This window comes from Flavobacterium tyrosinilyticum (genome assembly GCF_023656565.1).
Lineage (GTDB): Bacteria > Bacteroidota > Bacteroidia > Flavobacteriales > Flavobacteriaceae > Flavobacterium > Flavobacterium tyrosinilyticum.
Genome location: NZ_JAMOKG010000005.1, coordinates 31,279 through 48,485 on the forward strand (window position 1 = coordinate 31,279; position 17,207 = coordinate 48,485).

Annotated in this window: 18 protein-coding genes; 13 read left to right on the forward strand and 5 right to left on the reverse strand. The window is 33.6% G+C overall.

Annotation, left to right across the window (positions count from 1 at the left end):
- Window positions 1–64: 64 nt before the first annotated feature.
- Complete coding sequence (locus NCC77_RS23000; RefSeq protein ID WP_256469706.1) at window positions 65–196, reverse strand: hypothetical protein; 132 nt, start codon at window positions 194–196, stop codon at window positions 65–67.
- 222 nt (window positions 197–418) lie between these two features.
- On the opposite strand from NCC77_RS23000, the gene NCC77_RS22410 reads away from it, so the two are divergent.
- Genes NCC77_RS22410 through pdeM form a run of 6 tightly spaced genes read left to right on the forward strand, consistent with a single transcriptional unit; the run spans window position 419 to window position 6,942 of the window.
- On the forward strand, window positions 419–739 hold the full coding sequence (locus NCC77_RS22410; protein ID WP_250837548.1) for a hypothetical protein: 321 nt from the start codon (window positions 419–421) through the stop codon (window positions 737–739).
- A 17-nt stretch (window positions 740–756) separates the two neighbouring features.
- Window positions 757–1,143, forward strand: coding sequence for a YidH family protein (locus tag NCC77_RS22415; RefSeq protein WP_172426903.1), 387 nt, complete (start codon window positions 757–759; stop codon window positions 1,141–1,143).
- A 41-nt stretch (window positions 1,144–1,184) separates the two neighbouring features.
- Window positions 1,185–2,195, forward strand: coding sequence for a ligase-associated DNA damage response exonuclease (locus NCC77_RS22420; RefSeq protein WP_250837549.1), 1,011 nt, complete (start codon window positions 1,185–1,187; stop codon window positions 2,193–2,195).
- Window positions 2,196–2,235: 40 nt separating this feature from the next.
- Window positions 2,236–3,837 (forward strand): ATP-dependent DNA ligase, encoded by a 1,602-nt coding sequence (locus NCC77_RS22425; RefSeq protein WP_250837550.1) that lies wholly within the window; start codon window positions 2,236–2,238, stop codon window positions 3,835–3,837.
- The gene (locus NCC77_RS22430) at window positions 3,838–6,297 is read left to right on the forward strand and encodes a ligase-associated DNA damage response DEXH box helicase (RefSeq protein ID WP_250837551.1); all 2,460 of its coding nucleotides are present in this window, start codon (window positions 3,838–3,840) and stop codon (window positions 6,295–6,297) included.
- A gap of 6 nt (window positions 6,298–6,303) precedes the next feature.
- A complete protein-coding gene (pdeM, locus tag NCC77_RS22435) occupies window positions 6,304–6,942 on the forward strand; it encodes a ligase-associated DNA damage response endonuclease PdeM (RefSeq protein WP_250837552.1) in 639 nt (212 codons plus the stop codon).
- Window positions 6,943–7,107: 165 nt separating this feature from the next.
- On the opposite strand, the gene NCC77_RS22440 is transcribed toward pdeM, so the two are convergent.
- The 3 genes from NCC77_RS22440 to NCC77_RS22450 are packed head-to-tail and all read right to left on the reverse strand — an operon-like array spanning window position 7,108 to window position 8,519.
- Entirely contained in the window at window positions 7,108–7,629 is a 522-nt protein-coding gene (locus NCC77_RS22440; RefSeq protein ID WP_250837553.1) for a hypothetical protein, read from the reverse strand.
- On the reverse strand, window positions 7,607–8,068 hold the full coding sequence (locus tag NCC77_RS22445) for a hypothetical protein (RefSeq protein ID WP_250837554.1): 462 nt from the start codon (window positions 8,066–8,068) through the stop codon (window positions 7,607–7,609). The genes NCC77_RS22440 and NCC77_RS22445 overlap by 23 nt, the downstream gene beginning before the upstream one ends.
- Window positions 8,069–8,072: 4 nt before the next feature.
- Window positions 8,073–8,519 carry a hypothetical protein gene (locus NCC77_RS22450; protein ID WP_250837555.1) on the reverse strand — a complete coding sequence of 149 codons (447 nt, stop codon included), beginning with the start codon at window positions 8,517–8,519 and terminating at the stop codon, window positions 8,073–8,075.
- Between the two features lie 247 nt (window positions 8,520–8,766).
- Between NCC77_RS22450 and NCC77_RS22455 the strand changes: the two genes are divergently transcribed.
- The 3 genes from NCC77_RS22455 to NCC77_RS22465 all read left to right on the forward strand — a co-directional run bounded on the left by NCC77_RS22455 (window position 8,767) and on the right by NCC77_RS22465 (window position 11,992).
- The gene (locus NCC77_RS22455) at window positions 8,767–10,785 is read left to right on the forward strand and encodes a sensor histidine kinase (protein ID WP_250837556.1); all 2,019 of its coding nucleotides are present in this window, start codon (window positions 8,767–8,769) and stop codon (window positions 10,783–10,785) included.
- A gap of 3 nt (window positions 10,786–10,788) precedes the next feature.
- Window positions 10,789–11,529: a LytR/AlgR family response regulator transcription factor gene (locus NCC77_RS22460; RefSeq protein ID WP_095930034.1), complete on the forward strand. Its 741-nt coding sequence runs from the start codon at window positions 10,789–10,791 to the stop codon at window positions 11,527–11,529.
- 133 nt (window positions 11,530–11,662) lie between these two features.
- On the forward strand, window positions 11,663–11,992 hold the full coding sequence (locus NCC77_RS22465) for a DUF4870 domain-containing protein (protein ID WP_095930035.1): 330 nt from the start codon (window positions 11,663–11,665) through the stop codon (window positions 11,990–11,992).
- 132 nt (window positions 11,993–12,124) lie between these two features.
- Here NCC77_RS22465 and NCC77_RS22470 read toward each other — a convergent pair whose 3' ends face one another.
- The gene (locus NCC77_RS22470; RefSeq protein ID WP_250837557.1) at window positions 12,125–12,418 is read right to left on the reverse strand and encodes a winged helix-turn-helix transcriptional regulator; all 294 of its coding nucleotides are present in this window, start codon (window positions 12,416–12,418) and stop codon (window positions 12,125–12,127) included.
- Between the two features lie 89 nt (window positions 12,419–12,507).
- On the opposite strand from NCC77_RS22470, the gene NCC77_RS22475 reads away from it, so the two are divergent.
- The 4 genes from NCC77_RS22475 (at window position 12,508) to NCC77_RS22490 (ending at window position 17,194) form a co-directional block, all read left to right on the forward strand.
- Window positions 12,508–12,753: a hypothetical protein gene (locus NCC77_RS22475; RefSeq protein WP_250837558.1), complete on the forward strand. Its 246-nt coding sequence runs from the start codon at window positions 12,508–12,510 to the stop codon at window positions 12,751–12,753.
- Between the two features lie 103 nt (window positions 12,754–12,856).
- Window positions 12,857–15,211 carry a mechanosensitive ion channel family protein gene (locus tag NCC77_RS22480; RefSeq protein WP_250837559.1) on the forward strand — a complete coding sequence of 785 codons (2,355 nt, stop codon included), beginning with the start codon at window positions 12,857–12,859 and terminating at the stop codon, window positions 15,209–15,211.
- A 210-nt stretch (window positions 15,212–15,421) separates the two neighbouring features.
- Window positions 15,422–16,015 (forward strand): phage tail protein, encoded by a 594-nt coding sequence (locus NCC77_RS22485; protein WP_250837560.1) that lies wholly within the window; start codon window positions 15,422–15,424, stop codon window positions 16,013–16,015.
- 48 nt (window positions 16,016–16,063) lie between these two features.
- The gene (locus NCC77_RS22490) at window positions 16,064–17,194 is read left to right on the forward strand and encodes an ABC transporter substrate-binding protein (RefSeq protein ID WP_250837561.1); all 1,131 of its coding nucleotides are present in this window, start codon (window positions 16,064–16,066) and stop codon (window positions 17,192–17,194) included.
- Window positions 17,195–17,207 lie beyond the last annotated feature (13 nt).

The window sequence follows — 17,207 nt, forward strand, 5'->3', positions numbered from 1 at the left end:
ACGTGCTGTTTATATATAAACAGCACGCTTTTATTATTTAGTTCTACTTAGAAAACTAAAAAAATTAATGCCCAGCTCTACCTTTTGAATCTGTTGATTTTGTTGTAGTGCTTTTTGCTCTAGAACCAGAAGTTGATTTTTGAGTTTTTCCAGAATCTTTCATTCCAGATTTCGAATCTTTTCTTGAAGTTTCCATAATGTTATAATTTTTAAATAATTAATATATACAAAGTTGCAAAATACGTAAGTGCTTATTTTACAGAATTATAATTGATTTTTATAAAATAAAAATTAAGTCAAAATTTTGCAGAAATAAATCATGTAAAATTAAAATCAAATCTTATAATTTTTTCAAGTAGCTAATTTTCAAATTTGTATATATCAAAAGTCGAAAAATTACAACTTAAAAATAGTAGTTATGAGAACAGATAATGACAACCTAAAAATTGCAAGATTAAACAATCTTAAGTGCAGAAAACCTGATCATATTGATACTGCACATGAAAATGAAGCTTTGGATGAAGAGTTTACTTCTGGGCAAAATCCAGATACCAACTACAGAAATCAATACAATTGCCATTCTAATGATTGCTATGAAATTATTGAAAGCGGATTAAATCTTGCTGAGGACAATACTCCTTTTTCAACTTATGATGATGCTAATCCTTATGACAGCTATAACCTAGATAATGAGGATGATAAATATAATTGTCCACCTTATACAAATTTTGAATATTAAAGAATCTTAAAACAGTTATGTCGCCAAAAAATGATCAGGAAGTTATGAATGAATACTTGTCTAATGAAAGAACTTTATTAGCATGGCTTCGCACTGGAATTGGGATCATGGTTTTCGGATTTGTAGCAGTAAAATTTTCGTTATTTTTAAAACATGTTCCCGCTAAACATTTAGCAGAAACCGTTCCGCCCAATAGTAACTTTACCATCTATTTAGGGATTGGTTTATTAATTGCCGGCGCATTGACCATTTTGTTGTCATATCTGCGTTACATTCACACTATCAAACTATTAAAAAAAGGAAAGTATCAATATTCAACCGCAATGCTTACCTTTATTACAATGATGCTGTTTGTATTGAGCATATCACTCATAGCCTATCTCATTATCGCTGCAAGCGCATAAAATGATCTAATTGCCAAATTTTCTAATTATCAAATTAAAAAATGAATCCGCCATTATTACAATTTAACGATAAAGGAATTTACTGCCAGCAGGCCGATGTTTATCTGGATCCATGGCGACCGGTAACTAATGCCATTATTACACATGGCCACTCTGATCATGCGAGATGGGGACACCAAAATTATATTACACATTATTCCAATATTCCAATAATAAAACATCGTTTGGGAGACATTAATGTTTCGGGCAAAAACTGGAATGAAACTTTTACTATAAATGGCGTAAAATTCTCTTTTCATCCAGCAGGACATATTATTGGTTCGGCACAAATTAGAGTGGAATACAAAGGAGAAATCTGGGTTTTTACAGGCGATTATAAGACAGAAGACGACGGAATTTCAGTTCCGTATGAAGTTGTAAAATGCCATTCCTTTATAACCGAATGTACTTTCGGACTTCCCGCTTTTAAATGGGAACCGCAAGCAGATGTTATGACTGAAATTAATAATTGGTGGGCTGAAAATCGTGCAGAAGGAAAAACCTCTGTCTTATTTGGATATTCTTTAGGAAAAGCACAAAGATTATTAAAAAATCTCGACACAAGCATTGGACAGATTTACACGCATGGCGCAATTGAAAATATGACCAATATTGTGCGCCCAATGATTGATTTGCCTCCAACTATACGAGTAACTGCCGAAACTAAAAAAGAAGAGCTACTAGGCAATATCGTAATTGCTCCGCCAAGCGCACATGGAAGCACTTGGATTAGAAAAATGACTCCTTTTGTAACAGGAACAGCAAGCGGTTGGATGGCTTTTAGAGGAGCTAGACGCAGACGAGCCGTTGACCGCGGATTTGTCTTAAGCGATCACTGCGACTGGACTGGTTTATTGGAAAGCATAAAAGCAACAGGCGCAGAAAGAGTCATATGCACTCATGGATATTCTGATATTTTTTCGAGATATCTAAGAGAATTAGGTTACGATGCCAGAACAGCCAACACACAATACGAGGGAGAAACGAACGATGCAAATAATGATGAATTGTAAATTATTAATTTCAAACTCATAACTCAAAATTTATAATTAAATGAAAAACTTTGCCGAGCTTATAAAAACCTTAGACAGTTCTAATAAAACATCGGTAAAAGTTGATGCGCTGACGAATTATTTTCTAAAAGCAAACGACGAAGACAAAGTCTGGACAATCGCTATTCTTTCGCATCGTCGCCCTCCCCGACCGGTTAATACGACTTTATTGCGTTTATGGGCAAACGAATTGGCTAATATTCCACTTTGGCTCTTTGAAGAAAGTTACCATATTGTGGGGGATTTGGCCGAAACGATTGCTTTGGTTATTCCAACCACAAAAGAACATTCTGATAAAAGTCTGACCGAATTTTTACAGGAAATCATTGCTTTAAAAAAGAAAACCGACTCAGAGAAAAAAGAATATTTGCAAACCAATTGGCTAAATTTAAATTACTACGAAAGATTCGTTTTCACTAAATTAATAACGGGTAGTTTCAGAATTGGTTTAAGTCAAAAGTTAATGACTCGAGCGCTTTCTAAAGCTGAAAATATTGACGAAGATACTCTTGCTTATAAATTAATGGGCGACTGGAATCCGAATACGATTACGTTTCAAGAATTGATTTTGGACGAAAGAAGCAGCGATTATTTATCAAAACCTTATCCGTTCTATTTGGCTTATCCAATTGAAAGCGAACTTGAAAATCTGGGCAATCCTGAAGATTGGAGTGCCGAACATAAATGGGACGGAATTCGATCTCAAACTATTATTCGCGACAATGAAATTTACGTTTGGAGTCGTGGTGAAGAATTAGTAACCGATAAATATCCTGAATTTCAATCTTTCATTGGCAATATTCCCGACGGAACAGTTATAGACGGCGAAATTCTTCCTTTTATTGAGAATCAAATTGGGACATTTAATGATCTGCAAACCCGAATTGGCCGTAAAAATGTATCGGCTTCTGTTTTAAAAAATACACCTGTTATTATTAAAGCTTACGATTTATTGGAATGGCAGGGTAAAGATATTCGAAATCTTCCTTACGAAGAACGCCGAACCATATTAGAAGAATTATTTACGACTTTAATCGGAAAAGAGATCCCGTTACAGCTTTCAGAAAGAATTCATTTTTCGACTTGGGAAGAGGTAACAAATGAAAGATTAAAGTCTCGCGAAATGAAAAGCGAAGGTTTAATGCTGAAGCGAAAAGATTCTCCCTATTTAGTTGGAAGAAAAAAAGGAGATTGGTGGAAATGGAAAATTGAACCTTTAACGATTGATGCCGTTCTCACCTACGCTATGCGCGGTCACGGAAGACGATCCAATCTATTTACCGATTACACTTTTGCTCTTTGGCAGGAAAATGAAAACAACGAACGTGAACTTGTCACTTTCGCGAAAGCGTATTCTGGTTTAACCGATGCGGAATTTAGAATGGTCGATGATTTCATCAAAAAAAATACTTTAGAAAGATTTGGTCCCGTAAGAAGCGTTACGCCAAAATTGGTTTTTGAGATTGGTTTTGAAGGAATTGCACTTTCCAAAAGACATAAAAGCGGAGTGGCAACCCGTTTTCCGCGTATTTTAAGATGGCGACACGATAAAAAAATTGAAGATGCCAATTCAATCGAAGATTTAAAAAATATGATTTTATAGATGAATAGAGAGCAGTTATTTAAGATCGCCAGCGAATGGTTTGAAAGTCAGGGATGGAAACCTTTTCCGTTTCAGACTCAGACTTGGACTGCTTTTCTGCAGGGCAAAAATGGCTTGCTAAATGCTCCAACAGGAAGCGGAAAAACCTATGCGCTTTGGCTTCCCATCATTTTAAACTACATCAAAGAAAATCCGAATTACAAAAATAAACATAACTCAGGATTAAAAGCAATTTGGATTACGCCTCTACGGTCTTTATCTGTTGAAATAAAACAAGCTGCTGAGCGAGTTTTAACAGATTTAGATATTCCAATGACAGTTGGAATTCGTTCCGGAGATACGTCTTCTGCAGAACGTGCCAAGCAAAAAAACAAAATGCCCGATTTGCTCATTACAACTCCCGAAAGTCTGCAACTACTTTTAGCAACAAAAGGGTATGCTAATATTTTTAAAAATTGCAGTTCAATCGTAATTGACGAATGGCACGAATTACTCGGAACCAAACGTGGCGTGCAAATAGAATTAGGTTTGTCAAGATTGAAAACTATCGCGAAAAATATTCGTATTTGGGGAATCTCAGCCACAATTGGTAATCTACAGCAAGCGCAGGAAGTTTTGCTTGGAGTAGATTCTGAAGCGTATAATAATTCTGTTTTAATCAAAGCGGTAATTAACAAGAAAATAAAAGTCATTTCCATAATTCCAGAGAAAATGGATACGTATCCATGGCGCGGACATATGGGTTTGCATCTGATTGATGAAGCGGCAAAAATTATAAAAGCCAGTAAAACGACGCTTATTTTTACCAATGTTCGTTCGGCTTGCGAAATATGGTATCAGAGATTATTAGAAAAATATCCTGAATTTGCTGGCGAAATGGCGATGCATCACGGAAGCATTGACAGAGAAACCAGACTTTGGGTAGAAAATGCTATTCGGAATGAAGAATTAAAAGTCGTAGTCTGCACTTCTAGTTTAGATTTAGGTGTTGACTTTGCTCCTGTCGAATCGATTATTCAAGTTGGAGGGCCAAAAGGCGTTGCTCGATTTATGCAGCGTGCCGGACGAAGCGGACATCAGCCTGGAAAAGAAAGCGTTATTTATTTTCTTGCCACTCATGCCATTGAATTAATCGAAGCTTCGGCCTTGAAAAAAGCGGTTGAAAATAGTGTTATTGAAGATCGTGTTCCGTATTTAAACAGCTGGGATGTTTTGGTTCAATACCTTAATACGTTGGCAGTTTCTGACGGATTTTATCCAAACGAAATTTTCAAAGAAATTCAGGGAACTTTTAGTTATCAAACCATTTCGGATGAAAATTGGAACTGGATTCTAAATTTTATTACACAAGGAAGTCAAAGTCTTCATGCTTACGACGAATTTAAAAAAGTGGAAATTGACGAAAATGGCTGTTACAAAATAAACAGCAGAATGATTGCCATGCATCACAGAATGCAGATCGGAACTATTGTTGGCGATGCTGTGATGAATGTAAAATACATCAGCGGTGGTTATATAGGCACGATTGAAGAATGGTTTATTTCGAAATTAAAACCTGGCGACACTTTTATTTTCGCAGGAAAAAAACTCGAATTGTTCAAAATCAGAAACATGCAGGTTTTGGTAAAAAAAGCGAGTCCGAAGAAAGAATCTAAAATTGCGAGCTGGATGGGCGGACGCTTGGCTCTTTCTTCTCAAATGAGTGAATTGCTTCGACAGGAATTATATCGCGCCAATACCGATAATCTTTCGCCAGAATTAAAAGCTTTACAGCCTTTATTTAAAAGACAGCGAAAAGAATCTATCGTACCGAGTTCTGATGAATTTTTAATTGAAACTTTTAAAACCAGAGAAGGATTTCATGCGATTTTTTATCCTTTTGAAGGACGTTTTGTTCATGAAGCTTTAGCCAGTTTATTGGCCTTTAGAATAAGTTTATTGCAATCGATCACATTTTCTTTAGCTTATAATGATTATGGTTTCGAATTACTTTCCGATCAGGAAATAGATATCGAAGCCGTTTTAGACAATAATCTATTTTCAACCGAATATGTGCATCACGATTTGCAGAAAAGTTTAAATTCGACCGAAATGGCAAGAAGAAAATTTAGAGATATAGCGGTAATTTCAGGATTAGTTTTTACCGGTTTTCCAGGAAAAATGGTTAAGACTAAACATTTGCAAAGTGGTTCTCAGCTGTTATTTGAAGTTTTCAGAGATTTTGAACCTGATAATTTATTATTGCATCAAGCCTACCGTGAAACTTTTGAACATCAATTAGAAGAAGGACGTTTGATTTTGGCTTTGGAACGAATTGCAAATCAAAAAATAATCTGGAAGCAATGTTTAAAACCAACTCCTTTTAGTTTTCCTATAATTACTGATCGATTGAGAGAAAAACTTTCGAGCGAAACTTTGGCTGAAAGAATTCAGAAAATGACTGCATCTTATATGAAATAGATCTTTATGAATATTCAAATACAAAACGAAAACTTTATACTTCATTCAAGCGGAGCTGTTTTTTGGGAAAAGCAAAAAACGGTCATTATTTCTGATGTGCATTTGGGTAAAGTAACGCATTTTAGAAAACACGGAATTGCTATTCCGCAAAATGCCATTTCTGAAAATTTTAGAAAAATCACAGAAGTTTTGGATTATTTTCTACCTGAAAAAATCATTTTTTTGGGAGATTTATTTCACAGCGCCAAAAATGCTGAATGGGATTTATTTGAAGAATGGATTTCCAATCATAATCAAGAAACTTATTTGATTGCAGGAAATCATGATATAATAGACCAAAAACATTATTACCAAATTGGAATTCTTGTCATTGATTCATTAGAGATTGATCATTTTCTCTTCACCCATCATCCTACAGAAAAAGAAAATTTTTTCAATTTCTCAGGACATATCCATCCTGGAATAATCCTCCGCGGATTAGGGCTTCAAAGCTTGAAACTGCGTTGTTTTTTTCAAAAAAACAATCAAATGATAATGCCTGCTTTTGGAGAATTTACTGGAAAATTTATCATGAAACCTGAACCAGAACATACCGTTTTTGCTATCGCTGGAGATGAAATTATTTTGATAAACAAAAACAATTGAAACAATCTATTTGACTTATTTACAATATTATAAAAAAGCAAATCTAAAGTATCCATTGAATTATCTCCAGCTCTAACTGGAGATAATTTTAATAGATATATTTTACGTCTGCAGCATTGCATCTGCCCTAACCTTTTAGTATACGTGGAAGGACTTCTTACCGAATTAATTATTGCGATTGGAATTTGCATTTTCTTGAAGCTTACCGATTTTTACTAGAATAAAATTCTCATACGCATCTTGCCTTTCGTCGCTTTTTCTCCCTGAACTAAATCCTTCACTAATTCTATAATTCTTAACAAACTGGCTTTTCTTTGCTCCTAAAGCATAATGCCAGCTTCCCATTTCTGATTGAACAAAAATTATGGCTTCATCCAGATTCATTATTTTCTTTTTTGAAATTAACGGACTTGTTTTATAAACGGCATTATTACGAGCATCAAACGTAAACCGAATTTTAGAAGCTATTTGAATATCATATAAAAAATGAATCAAAAAGTATATTAAGAATATACCAATCACCCAACGCATTTCTTCTCCTAGATCATTAAAAAACAATAGTAAAGCTATTACTCCTGCCGTTATTCCAGCCAAAAACCACCAGGATTGATTTACTGATGGTTTTTGCGGATTAAATGAAAAAGAATACAGCGTTTCTTCGATGTTATATCTTTCTCGAATGTTCATCTAAAATTTCATTAATTTCATTAATCAAATTCTGCATGGATCTAGCTGTAAAACCTTGTGCAATTCCAGTGCATTTCTCCTTGTTATCTTTTCTGTAATAAAGATTTAAGCAAACGTTTGTTGTGATAAAATTATGTCTGACTTTGACCACTTCAAAATTGAGAAAATCAGCAATCGGAATCAGAACGGGTTTATTAACCAATCCGTTTTTTATTCTAAACTCCTTTCTGTCGAGATCAATACTAAATCCTTCCTGCCAAATCGAAATAAAGCATAAAACAGCCAAGACTCCAAAAATGCCAATTACTGCATTATTTTTATAATAAATGCCTCCAATAGTAAAAGCAATCATTCCGAGTACCACAATTAGTCCAAAGCCGTATTGCCTTTTCATGACATACAGATTTCCTTCTTTTGTGAATTTCTTAAGTTGATTCATTTCTCTACTCAATTTTAACGCCATCAATAATCAGAGAATCACAAAGAAGTGAAATGTAAGCACTGGTATAATCGGCAGTTAATTGATCGCTTAAAGAATCTATTCTTCCTTTTGTAAAATCAAATTTTCTCGTAGGTAGCTTTCCAAATATATCGGTCATGGTAATTTGACCATCAACTCCTGCTTTATTTTTCATTAAAACTGCCAGCAAGGCAATATCTTGTTTTTCAAAATCAAGAGAAAAATAATAATTGTTTTTTACCTCCGATTCTGTTCCGCTGACAGTAGATTTTGTAAAAGAAAATGTAGCAGATCTCAATACAGCTTTTGTCGTTTTGTTACCATCTTTCAAAGCGATTTCAATTTTAATGCGTCTATCTTCTTGCCCATAACTTAATGATGACATAAAAAGGCAAGCTACTACTAATAATGTAAAAAAATTCTTATTCATAATTTTATAGTTTTAAAAATAATTTATAACAGCAAGATTACTACGAAGATCAACTTGCCACAATTCGAAATTGGCAAATGGATGCTTTAGATTTTTATTTGGTAATTGTATACCAGTATCGAGAAAATACGCTCTTTAACCACTTCTACACAGAGACTTTACAAAGGATTTTCTTGTCCAATTTGCAGTCAGTTTTTTTTGGTTAGTCTATTTTCAATTTGTACTTTGGCTTTAATTACCACAATGTATGCACGAAAAAAACACTTTAAATCAGATAAAAAATAAGGAAACGAAATGGCTATTCTCGTTTCTTATTTTGTTTTTCATCACCACTATAAATGCACAAATTTCGGCTGTCGAAAAGATTGCATCCTATGGCTATTCCAAACGTTTTTCCGATTCATCTGCGAGTAAAAAAATACAGCAACAAGCTCTTACTTTAGCCAAGAAAAAAAAGAATATCGACGATGAAGTTATTTGTTATTCGTATCTCGCTCTTACACAAAGGCGTTTATTGCATTTAAAAGAATTTACTCGTTATGCAGACACTGCTTATATTTTAGCTCAAAAAAGCAACAAAATAAGAGTTAAAGCTTTTGCTTCTCTGGCAATGGGAAATTTAAAGTCTTATATAGACGACAAACCTCAGGCCATCGATCATTTATTGCATTCGTATACGCTTTTCTCAAAAATAAATGCTCATGATCAATGTGCTAAAATTGCGTCCGATATATCCTATCTATTTTCTCCGGCATCGCCAGAAAAGGTTCATAAATATGCGCAAGAGGCTCTTGAACATGCTTATAAAGCAAAAGATCCAGAAAGTAAACTGTATGCAAGATTAGCTTACGGAGGTTATTTGACCGATAAACTGGAATCTGGAACAGAGAAAGATTGGCAAAAGACTTTGGATTTTTTAAAAACTACAGCATCACTTGCCGAAAAAGAATCTTTTGATATCATTAGCAAAAGCAATATCGGAATCGCCTACATTAATCTGGCAGATCTTTATTCTAAAGGTCCGAAACCAATTAATGAAACTGCATTGTTTGACAACCTTGAAAAAGCTACTGCAATTGCCAAAAAATACAATATTAAAATCATTTACAGAAGCGCTATTGGCCTTCAAGGTTTTTATTATACCGAAAAAGGAAATTATGTAAAAGCCGAAATGCTTTTTATTGAAGGAATAAAATACCAACTTAGTTTACCTTACACCGATAATTATTTATTGGCTAATTTTTACAATTGCTTAAAAGAAGTTTCTGCAAAGCGTCATGATTTTGAAGCCTATTATGCATACGATACCTTGTTTACGAAATACAATCAGTTAAAATATAATGAAACCACTCAGAAGCTTTTGCAAAATGCAGATGCCAGATTTGAGTCTTCCAAAAAAATGGAGCGTATAAAACAGCTTGAATTGGAAAATGAACTGGAGCAGCAAAATAAACTTTTAGGTTATGGAATTGCTGGAGTTCTTTTGCTTGGACTTGTTTTTATGTTTCGTTCTTATTATTTCAGGCAGCGTTATTATTTAAAGCGTGAAGAAATTTTAAAGCAAGAACAAACCAACAGTGAATTGAAGCTGCAATTAATGGAAAAAGAAACCATTGAAAACCTTGCAACTAGACTTTCGTTAGAAAGAAGACTATTGCGTTCTCAAATGGATCCGCATTTTATTTTTAATGCTTTGGGAAATATTCAGAGTATGATTTTGCAGAAAGATACAATTCCGGCAGTTTCTTATTTGAATAAATTTGCCAAACTCACACGCCAAATTCTAGAACAATCGAGAAAGGAAACCATTTCGTTAGAAGAAGAAATTGGCACTTTAAAAAATTATATCGAATTGCAGCAGTTGCGTCTGAATAATAGTTTTGAATATGCGATTGTTTGCGACGAATCTGTTGAAGAGGATGTTCTTATTCCGCCACTTTTGATTCAGCCTTTTATTGAAAATGCTGTTGAACACGGATTAAAGCCAAAACCAAAAGAAGAAAAAGGTCTATTGCAGATTAATTTCTCACAGCAGACCGAACAAAAAAATCTAATCTGCACCATAAAAGACAACGGAATCGGACTTACAGCTTCGAGAAAATTGAAAACAAACGAAAATCATAAATCTCTTTCTACCACAATTACTGACGAAAGATTAGCAAAAATGCAAAAAGATCATCCGCATGCTGGTTTTCAGGTTTTAGAGCGCAATGCAGACAACGGAGAAACGGGCTGCATTGTTATTATTAATATTCCAATATTGTAAAAAATGTACAAAACAATCATTATAGAAGACGAACAACGCATTCGCGAAGCTTTATCCATTATGTTGGAAATGGTTGCTCCAGAAGAAATTCAGATTATTGCTTACGCGGAAAGTGTCGAAGAAGCTGTAAAATTAATTGACCGCATGCAGCCCGATTTGGTTTTTATGGATATTATGCTTCAAAACGGAACTGGGTTTGATGTTCTAAAACAAATTTCCTTCAACTCTTTTCATCTTATTTTTACAACTGCTTACGAACAGCACGCCATTAATGCTTTCAAATACAGCGCAATAGATTATCTGCTAAAACCAATTGATCCAGACGAACTTAGAACTGCAATTGAAAGGATTTCGCTTTTACAAGAAAGAGTTTTAGAAAAACAGCAATTAAGCGAATTGCAAAATAACCTTACCAAAACTCCCGACCGCATTATATTGCCCACGCAAGAGGCTATGTATGTAGTTAAATTAGAACAAATTACAAGATGCGAAACTTCTGGTTCTTATACCACTTTCTTTTTGACCGATGGCCGAAAAATTATGGTTTCTAAACCTTTAAAAAATTATGAAGATTTGCTGGAACCTCCAATGTTTTTTCGCATTCATCAGTCGCATTTGATCAATGTAAATTCTATTATAAGTTATTCTCGCGAAGGAATGGTTCACATGAATGACAAATCGGTTGTGCCTATTTCAAGAGGAAAAAAGGAGCAATTTTTCAAATTAATGAAAGAGGAAATTTAACCTTTTGAAAAATAAATTTTACCTCTTACCGATTTAAATACAACCAATACCAACCAAAAAGCACAGTAGACAAAGTAACTATTTCAGGTCCTATTCCTAGCATCTATTTTTGACCCAATAAATAACTTAAACTATGAATAATAAAACCCTTTCTATTCTTAGCTATGTCACTATTATTGGTTGGATTATAGCTTTTGTTAAAAGTAAAGATTTAACACCTAAAAGTGATTTGGTGAGATACCATTTAAAACAAGGATTCGGAATTTTTCTGGTTTCTTTAGTCGTAAATGTTGCTTTGTCTATTATTGTAACGATCGTTCCAGCGCTTTACTTTTTAAGCTATATCGGATACGTTATTTTTATTTTATGGATTTTCGGAATCATAAATGCGGCTAACGAACAAAAGAAACCAATTCCGTTAGTTGGACAAGTTTTTGAAGATAAATTCAGCTTTATTGACTAATCAGTCTTGCTTTTTTTAGCTGACGTTTTTATTTTTTGGATGTAGGAGATGATTCTCAGAGAACTTTTGTGGCTATGGTAGCACTGAATAGTATTTGAGGATCTTTCTACTTTTAAAGCAAAAACTAAAAACTTATGCCAACCCTTCCAATTGCTGAAAAACAGGAATTAAAGCTTTTCCTTTTTCTGTTAAATTATACTCGATATGAAGAGGTTTCAGTTTAATAGTTATCTTTTCTAGTAAACCTTCTTCTTCCAATTCTTTTAAAGCTGTAGCCAAAGATTGCTTATTTGAGCCCTGAATTTGGCGAAGCAAATTATTAAAACGTAAAGGCGATTCTGTAGCCAAACGAAAAATTTCTGCCTTCCATTTGCCCGATAGCATTTTTAGGAGTCTTTGTGCTGGACAAGTTTCTATTTCTTCCATAATTATTGTGGGTAGTCAAAAAAAATTGACCTATTGTTTTCGAAAGTATTTTAATTAAAATTTGCTTTAATTCTAAGTAAAAATATAAAATGAAAGCAAAGAAACCAAGCGAAATGACTGTCGAAGAGTTATTAAAAACGCAAAAAACAATTAAAACAACCATTAAGGTTTTGATTCTAATTGCCATCTTATTACTTCTCATAATTGTATTTATTTTTCTCGAGAAAGGATTTTTAACTTTAATGATTTTTCCTTTATCTATGGCTTTTCTTATTGTCAATTCTAATTTTCTTAAAGAAATTCAAGAGGAAATCGCTTCAAGAAACCTAGAGTAGCATCACAAAATGAAATCGGTTTCTTTATTTAAATTTCATTTTTCTTAACTGAAAGTCTTGCAAAAAAAATTACATTTGAGCTCCCTAAATAAGCCCATAAATTATGATTATTAGCAAAAAGACTTTTTATTTTTTCGCCCTATTTTTACTTCTATTATTTTCGCAGTTGAACTACGCGCAACAGCAACAAACCCTTAAAAAAGAAAGCCGAGGCAGACTATTTAACGACTCTACAGCTACAGATAGCGATTATTTAATGGCCATTGAAAAAGCCAGCGAAGTATTAGAATCTGCCTACAATGATATTGATTTTGCAGGCGATACGCGTCATCTTTTTGGCGATATGAAACGTACAGAAAGCAAGCTGGATTTAATCTTAGCTAGTTTAAAAGGAGCAAATCCGAATGTGCGCAACCAACAGATGTACCGATTGGTTTTACAAGAAATCCAACAAGAATTAGAAGAACAGAACAAAGCAATTAATGCAAAAAATCTGGATCTTGAGAACATCAAAAAACGTGTAATTGATCTTCGTAAAGACAAAACTTTAATTAGTTTATTAAAAGACACTATTCGTCGAAAACAGTTTCAGAAAGAATTCGGAAATCTTAGAAAAAGATATCTTGCCACTGATAGTTTAATGACGAGTAACCAGACTACTTTAAACAATAAAAAACGACTTACCGTACAACGAAAAATTTCTGTTTCTAATGCCTTGGTGGCGGTTGAAGGAAAACTGGAGAAATCTGGAATCAGTATTTTCAATAAAGAATATCCTTCTTTATGGCAGATTAACGATTCTGCAGCAAAGAAAAAAGTAACACACAATATAAAAGCAAAAATCATAATTGAAGAAAATGTTGCCGCTTATTACTTAGGTTACAAAGCAGGCGGACTTATTACGCTATTTTTCTTTATGGGTCTTTTATTTTGGTATATTTCTCGAAACATCAAATACTTGAATACAAACGGTTATGCTGAAAACCTACAGCTTTTAAACTTTAAATACTTAAATCGAGGAGTTTTATTGCCTGTTTTAGTCATTGCACTAAACATTGCTGTAGTGACCAATTTATACGCTCCTGCTCTATTTTTAGAATTAATTCAGCTTTTCTTGCTTGGGGTTTTAATCTTCCTTTTCAAAAATCAATGGTCTGGAGTTGCCATGAGAAATTGGCTTTTCCTTTTAGGATTATTCTTTGCCCTTTGTTTCCTAGACTTGTTTATCACAATCGGATTATTGCAGCGCTTTGCTTTTGTAGCAATTAATGTTTTAGGTATTCGTTATGGTTTGGTTCAGATTAAAACACTTAAAGAAGAACTTTATATAAAAGGCTTTTTTAAATGGGCAAGTATCATTTTTATTAGCTTAAATGTCTTATCTATTCTTTACAATTTATTCGGAAGAGTTTCCCTTTCTAATATGTTAAGTATTACCGCTTTTATATCACTTACTCAAATTGTTGCTTTAAGTGTGCTTTTGAAGATTATTTTGGAAATTATTTTGCTTCAAATCTACACGACTAGAGTAAAAAGAGGAATTGAAAAAATGTTTGATTACGAAAGTTTATCAGACACTTTGAAAAAGCCATTTATTATTGCCATTAGCTATATGTGGCTAATTGTAATTGCTTCAAATTTGAACATCTGGGAATCACTTCGCGGTGCTTTAACGAAGTTATTAAGTCATCCAAATACCATTGGAAGCATTACGTTTACTTTAGGTAATGTTGTTTTATTCTTTATTATTATTTGGGCGGCGCATTTACTACAGAAATATGTTGCTTATTTCTTTGGCGAAATTGACGATGAAAACGAAGAGAACATCAATAAAAGACAGCACTCCAAATTGCTTATTACACGATTGGTTGTTTTAATAAGCGGTTATCTACTTGCTGTTGCAGCTTCTGGAATGCCATTAGATAAATTGAGTATTCTTTTGGGAGCTTTAGGTGTCGGTGTCGGACTTGGGCTTCAGAATGTGGTTAATAATTTTGTTTCGGGAATTATTTTGATTTTTGATAAGCCTATTCAGGTTGGCGACGTTGTAGAAATTAGTTCAGAATCTGGCCGAATCAAGTCTATGGGACTTCGTACGACTAAAATTAATGCCCCAAACGGTGCTGAAATTATTATTCCGAATGGTAACTTATTATCTCAAAATATCACCAACTGGACGTATACTGACAATTTTAAATTGGTTGAAATTACTTTTGAAATTAATGGAGAAACAATTCCAGAGGAAATTAATACTGTGGTAAATGAAACGCTTGCTAATCTACCTTTGGTAAACAATTCAAAACCATCACAAATATATTACAGCTCAATTTCTGACGGAAAATATAAACTTTTAATAAAGTTTTGGTGCAGTATTTATCGAACGGAAGAAACGATAAGTTCGGCACGACAGGAACTTTATATCAGTTTTAAAAACAAAGGTTTAACTTTCTCAAGTTAGATTCAAGACAAAAAAGGCGGTAATGGATTACCGCCTTTTTTTATGAACTCCTATTTATAATTTTTCTTATTTTTATAGTAATATGTTAAATAATAGCATTTTACTAAAAACAGGTAAAAACCCGTGCACCCACAATTTAGTTATAAAGTAATTTAGCATTGTAGTAAAATACTACCAAAAACTAAAATTAACTATTAAATCTAAAAAATTATGATGGAAGTTTACCTCGGAACAATTTTGAGTTTCGCATTTAATTACCCACCTAGAGGCTGGGCTGCTTGTAATGGCCAGCTGGTAGCAATCACTCAGAATTCAGCTTTATTTTCATTGCTTGGCACAATTTATGGCGGTGATGGCGTCACCACATTTGGTTTACCTGATTTAAGAGGTAGAACCCCTATTCATTATGGTCAAGGACCAGGTTTAAGCAATTTTGTAATAGGACAAAGAGCAGGTAGCGAAACGATGACTTTGTTAGTAAATAATATGCCTGCTCACTCACATCCCCTTGCAGGAACTGCTACAGCAGCAGTAAGCGTAACTGCAAATTCTGTAGTTGGAGGAACAATTACAAATATAACTGATGCTGGAAATAACTCTTTTTCCTCAGGTGGTTCAACACCAAATGTATACAGTGAACCAGGAGGAAGCGGAACAGACGCAATTGGTGGATTTACTGCGGCTGCAGCAATTGGAGGTAATACAGGAGTAATTGGAGGCACTCAGCCTTTTGGTTTACACAGTCCCTTTCTTGTTGTCAATATGTGTATTGCAACATCTGGGATTTTCCCTTCTAGAAATTAACAAACTTAAATAGAGGCAAAAAAATGCCTCTATTTCTAATCTCATTTTATGGATAACGACATTAAAATAGGCATTTTAATTCCGAAGTCGCAACAGTATCCTTCCTTAGATAAAGATTTTATAAGGGGTTTAAAACTCAATAATTTAAATGTAAAATTTTTTGTAGAGAGTATTGGTGTTGGCGCTGATGAAAAACTAATAATTGACAAAATTCAGAAACTTAACTTTCAAGAAGATGTATCAATTATAATTGGTTTTATGGGACATTGCAACATGTCTGAAGTTTATAATTATGCTTCTAATAATGATATCTTATTTTTGGCCGCAGATTTAGGAGCAACAACTCCTTATCAAACATCTGAATACGAAGGTATATTTATAAATTCATTAGGACTAACAGATTCATGCTATTATTTAGGCCAATACTTTACCAATAAAAAATATCAAATAGCCTCTTCTACTTCATTTTATGATTCAGGATATGGTTTGCTTGCTGCATTAGAATATGCATTTAAAGAAAAAAATCAATTTACAGGACATTACATTACTCCTTTTATCCCAAGAGAAAATGAAGCATTGCATATGGATCACACTATAAATACACAGCAACCCAATGCTGTTTTTGCGTTTTATAGTGGTTTATATGCTGAAGAGAATGCTACTTTTCTGAAACAAAATAAACTTACTCAAAAGTATCCTTTTTATGTAACTCCTTTTTTTATTAACGATAAAATTTTGGAGGAGTATAAAAATAATCCTTCTGAGCTTTATGTAGTGAGCAGCTGGATGCAAAATGATACTACTTCAACCAATTTCACTTCACTTTATAAAGAGGTTTACAACGATATTCCTTCTTTTTTTTCAGTCTTAGGATACGAAAATGGATTAATATTAAAGAATATACTTTTAAATGCTGACAGTTTAAAAACTAGCTCTTTAATTGAAGAAATGTACAAATTAGATATTGATGGACCAAGAGGTAATATCCGATTTGATACCACAACCAACAGAACACTATTCAATCACTATATATACCAATTAAATTTGGATTCTTTTAACACTATAAGCTTTAGAAAAATTGAAACATTGTTAAACGATGGCGGTTTTATTAAAGCTTTTGCCTCACTAACAAAACCTGACCATATAGGAGGCTGGGACAATGCTTATCTATGTCATTAACTAAATTGTATGT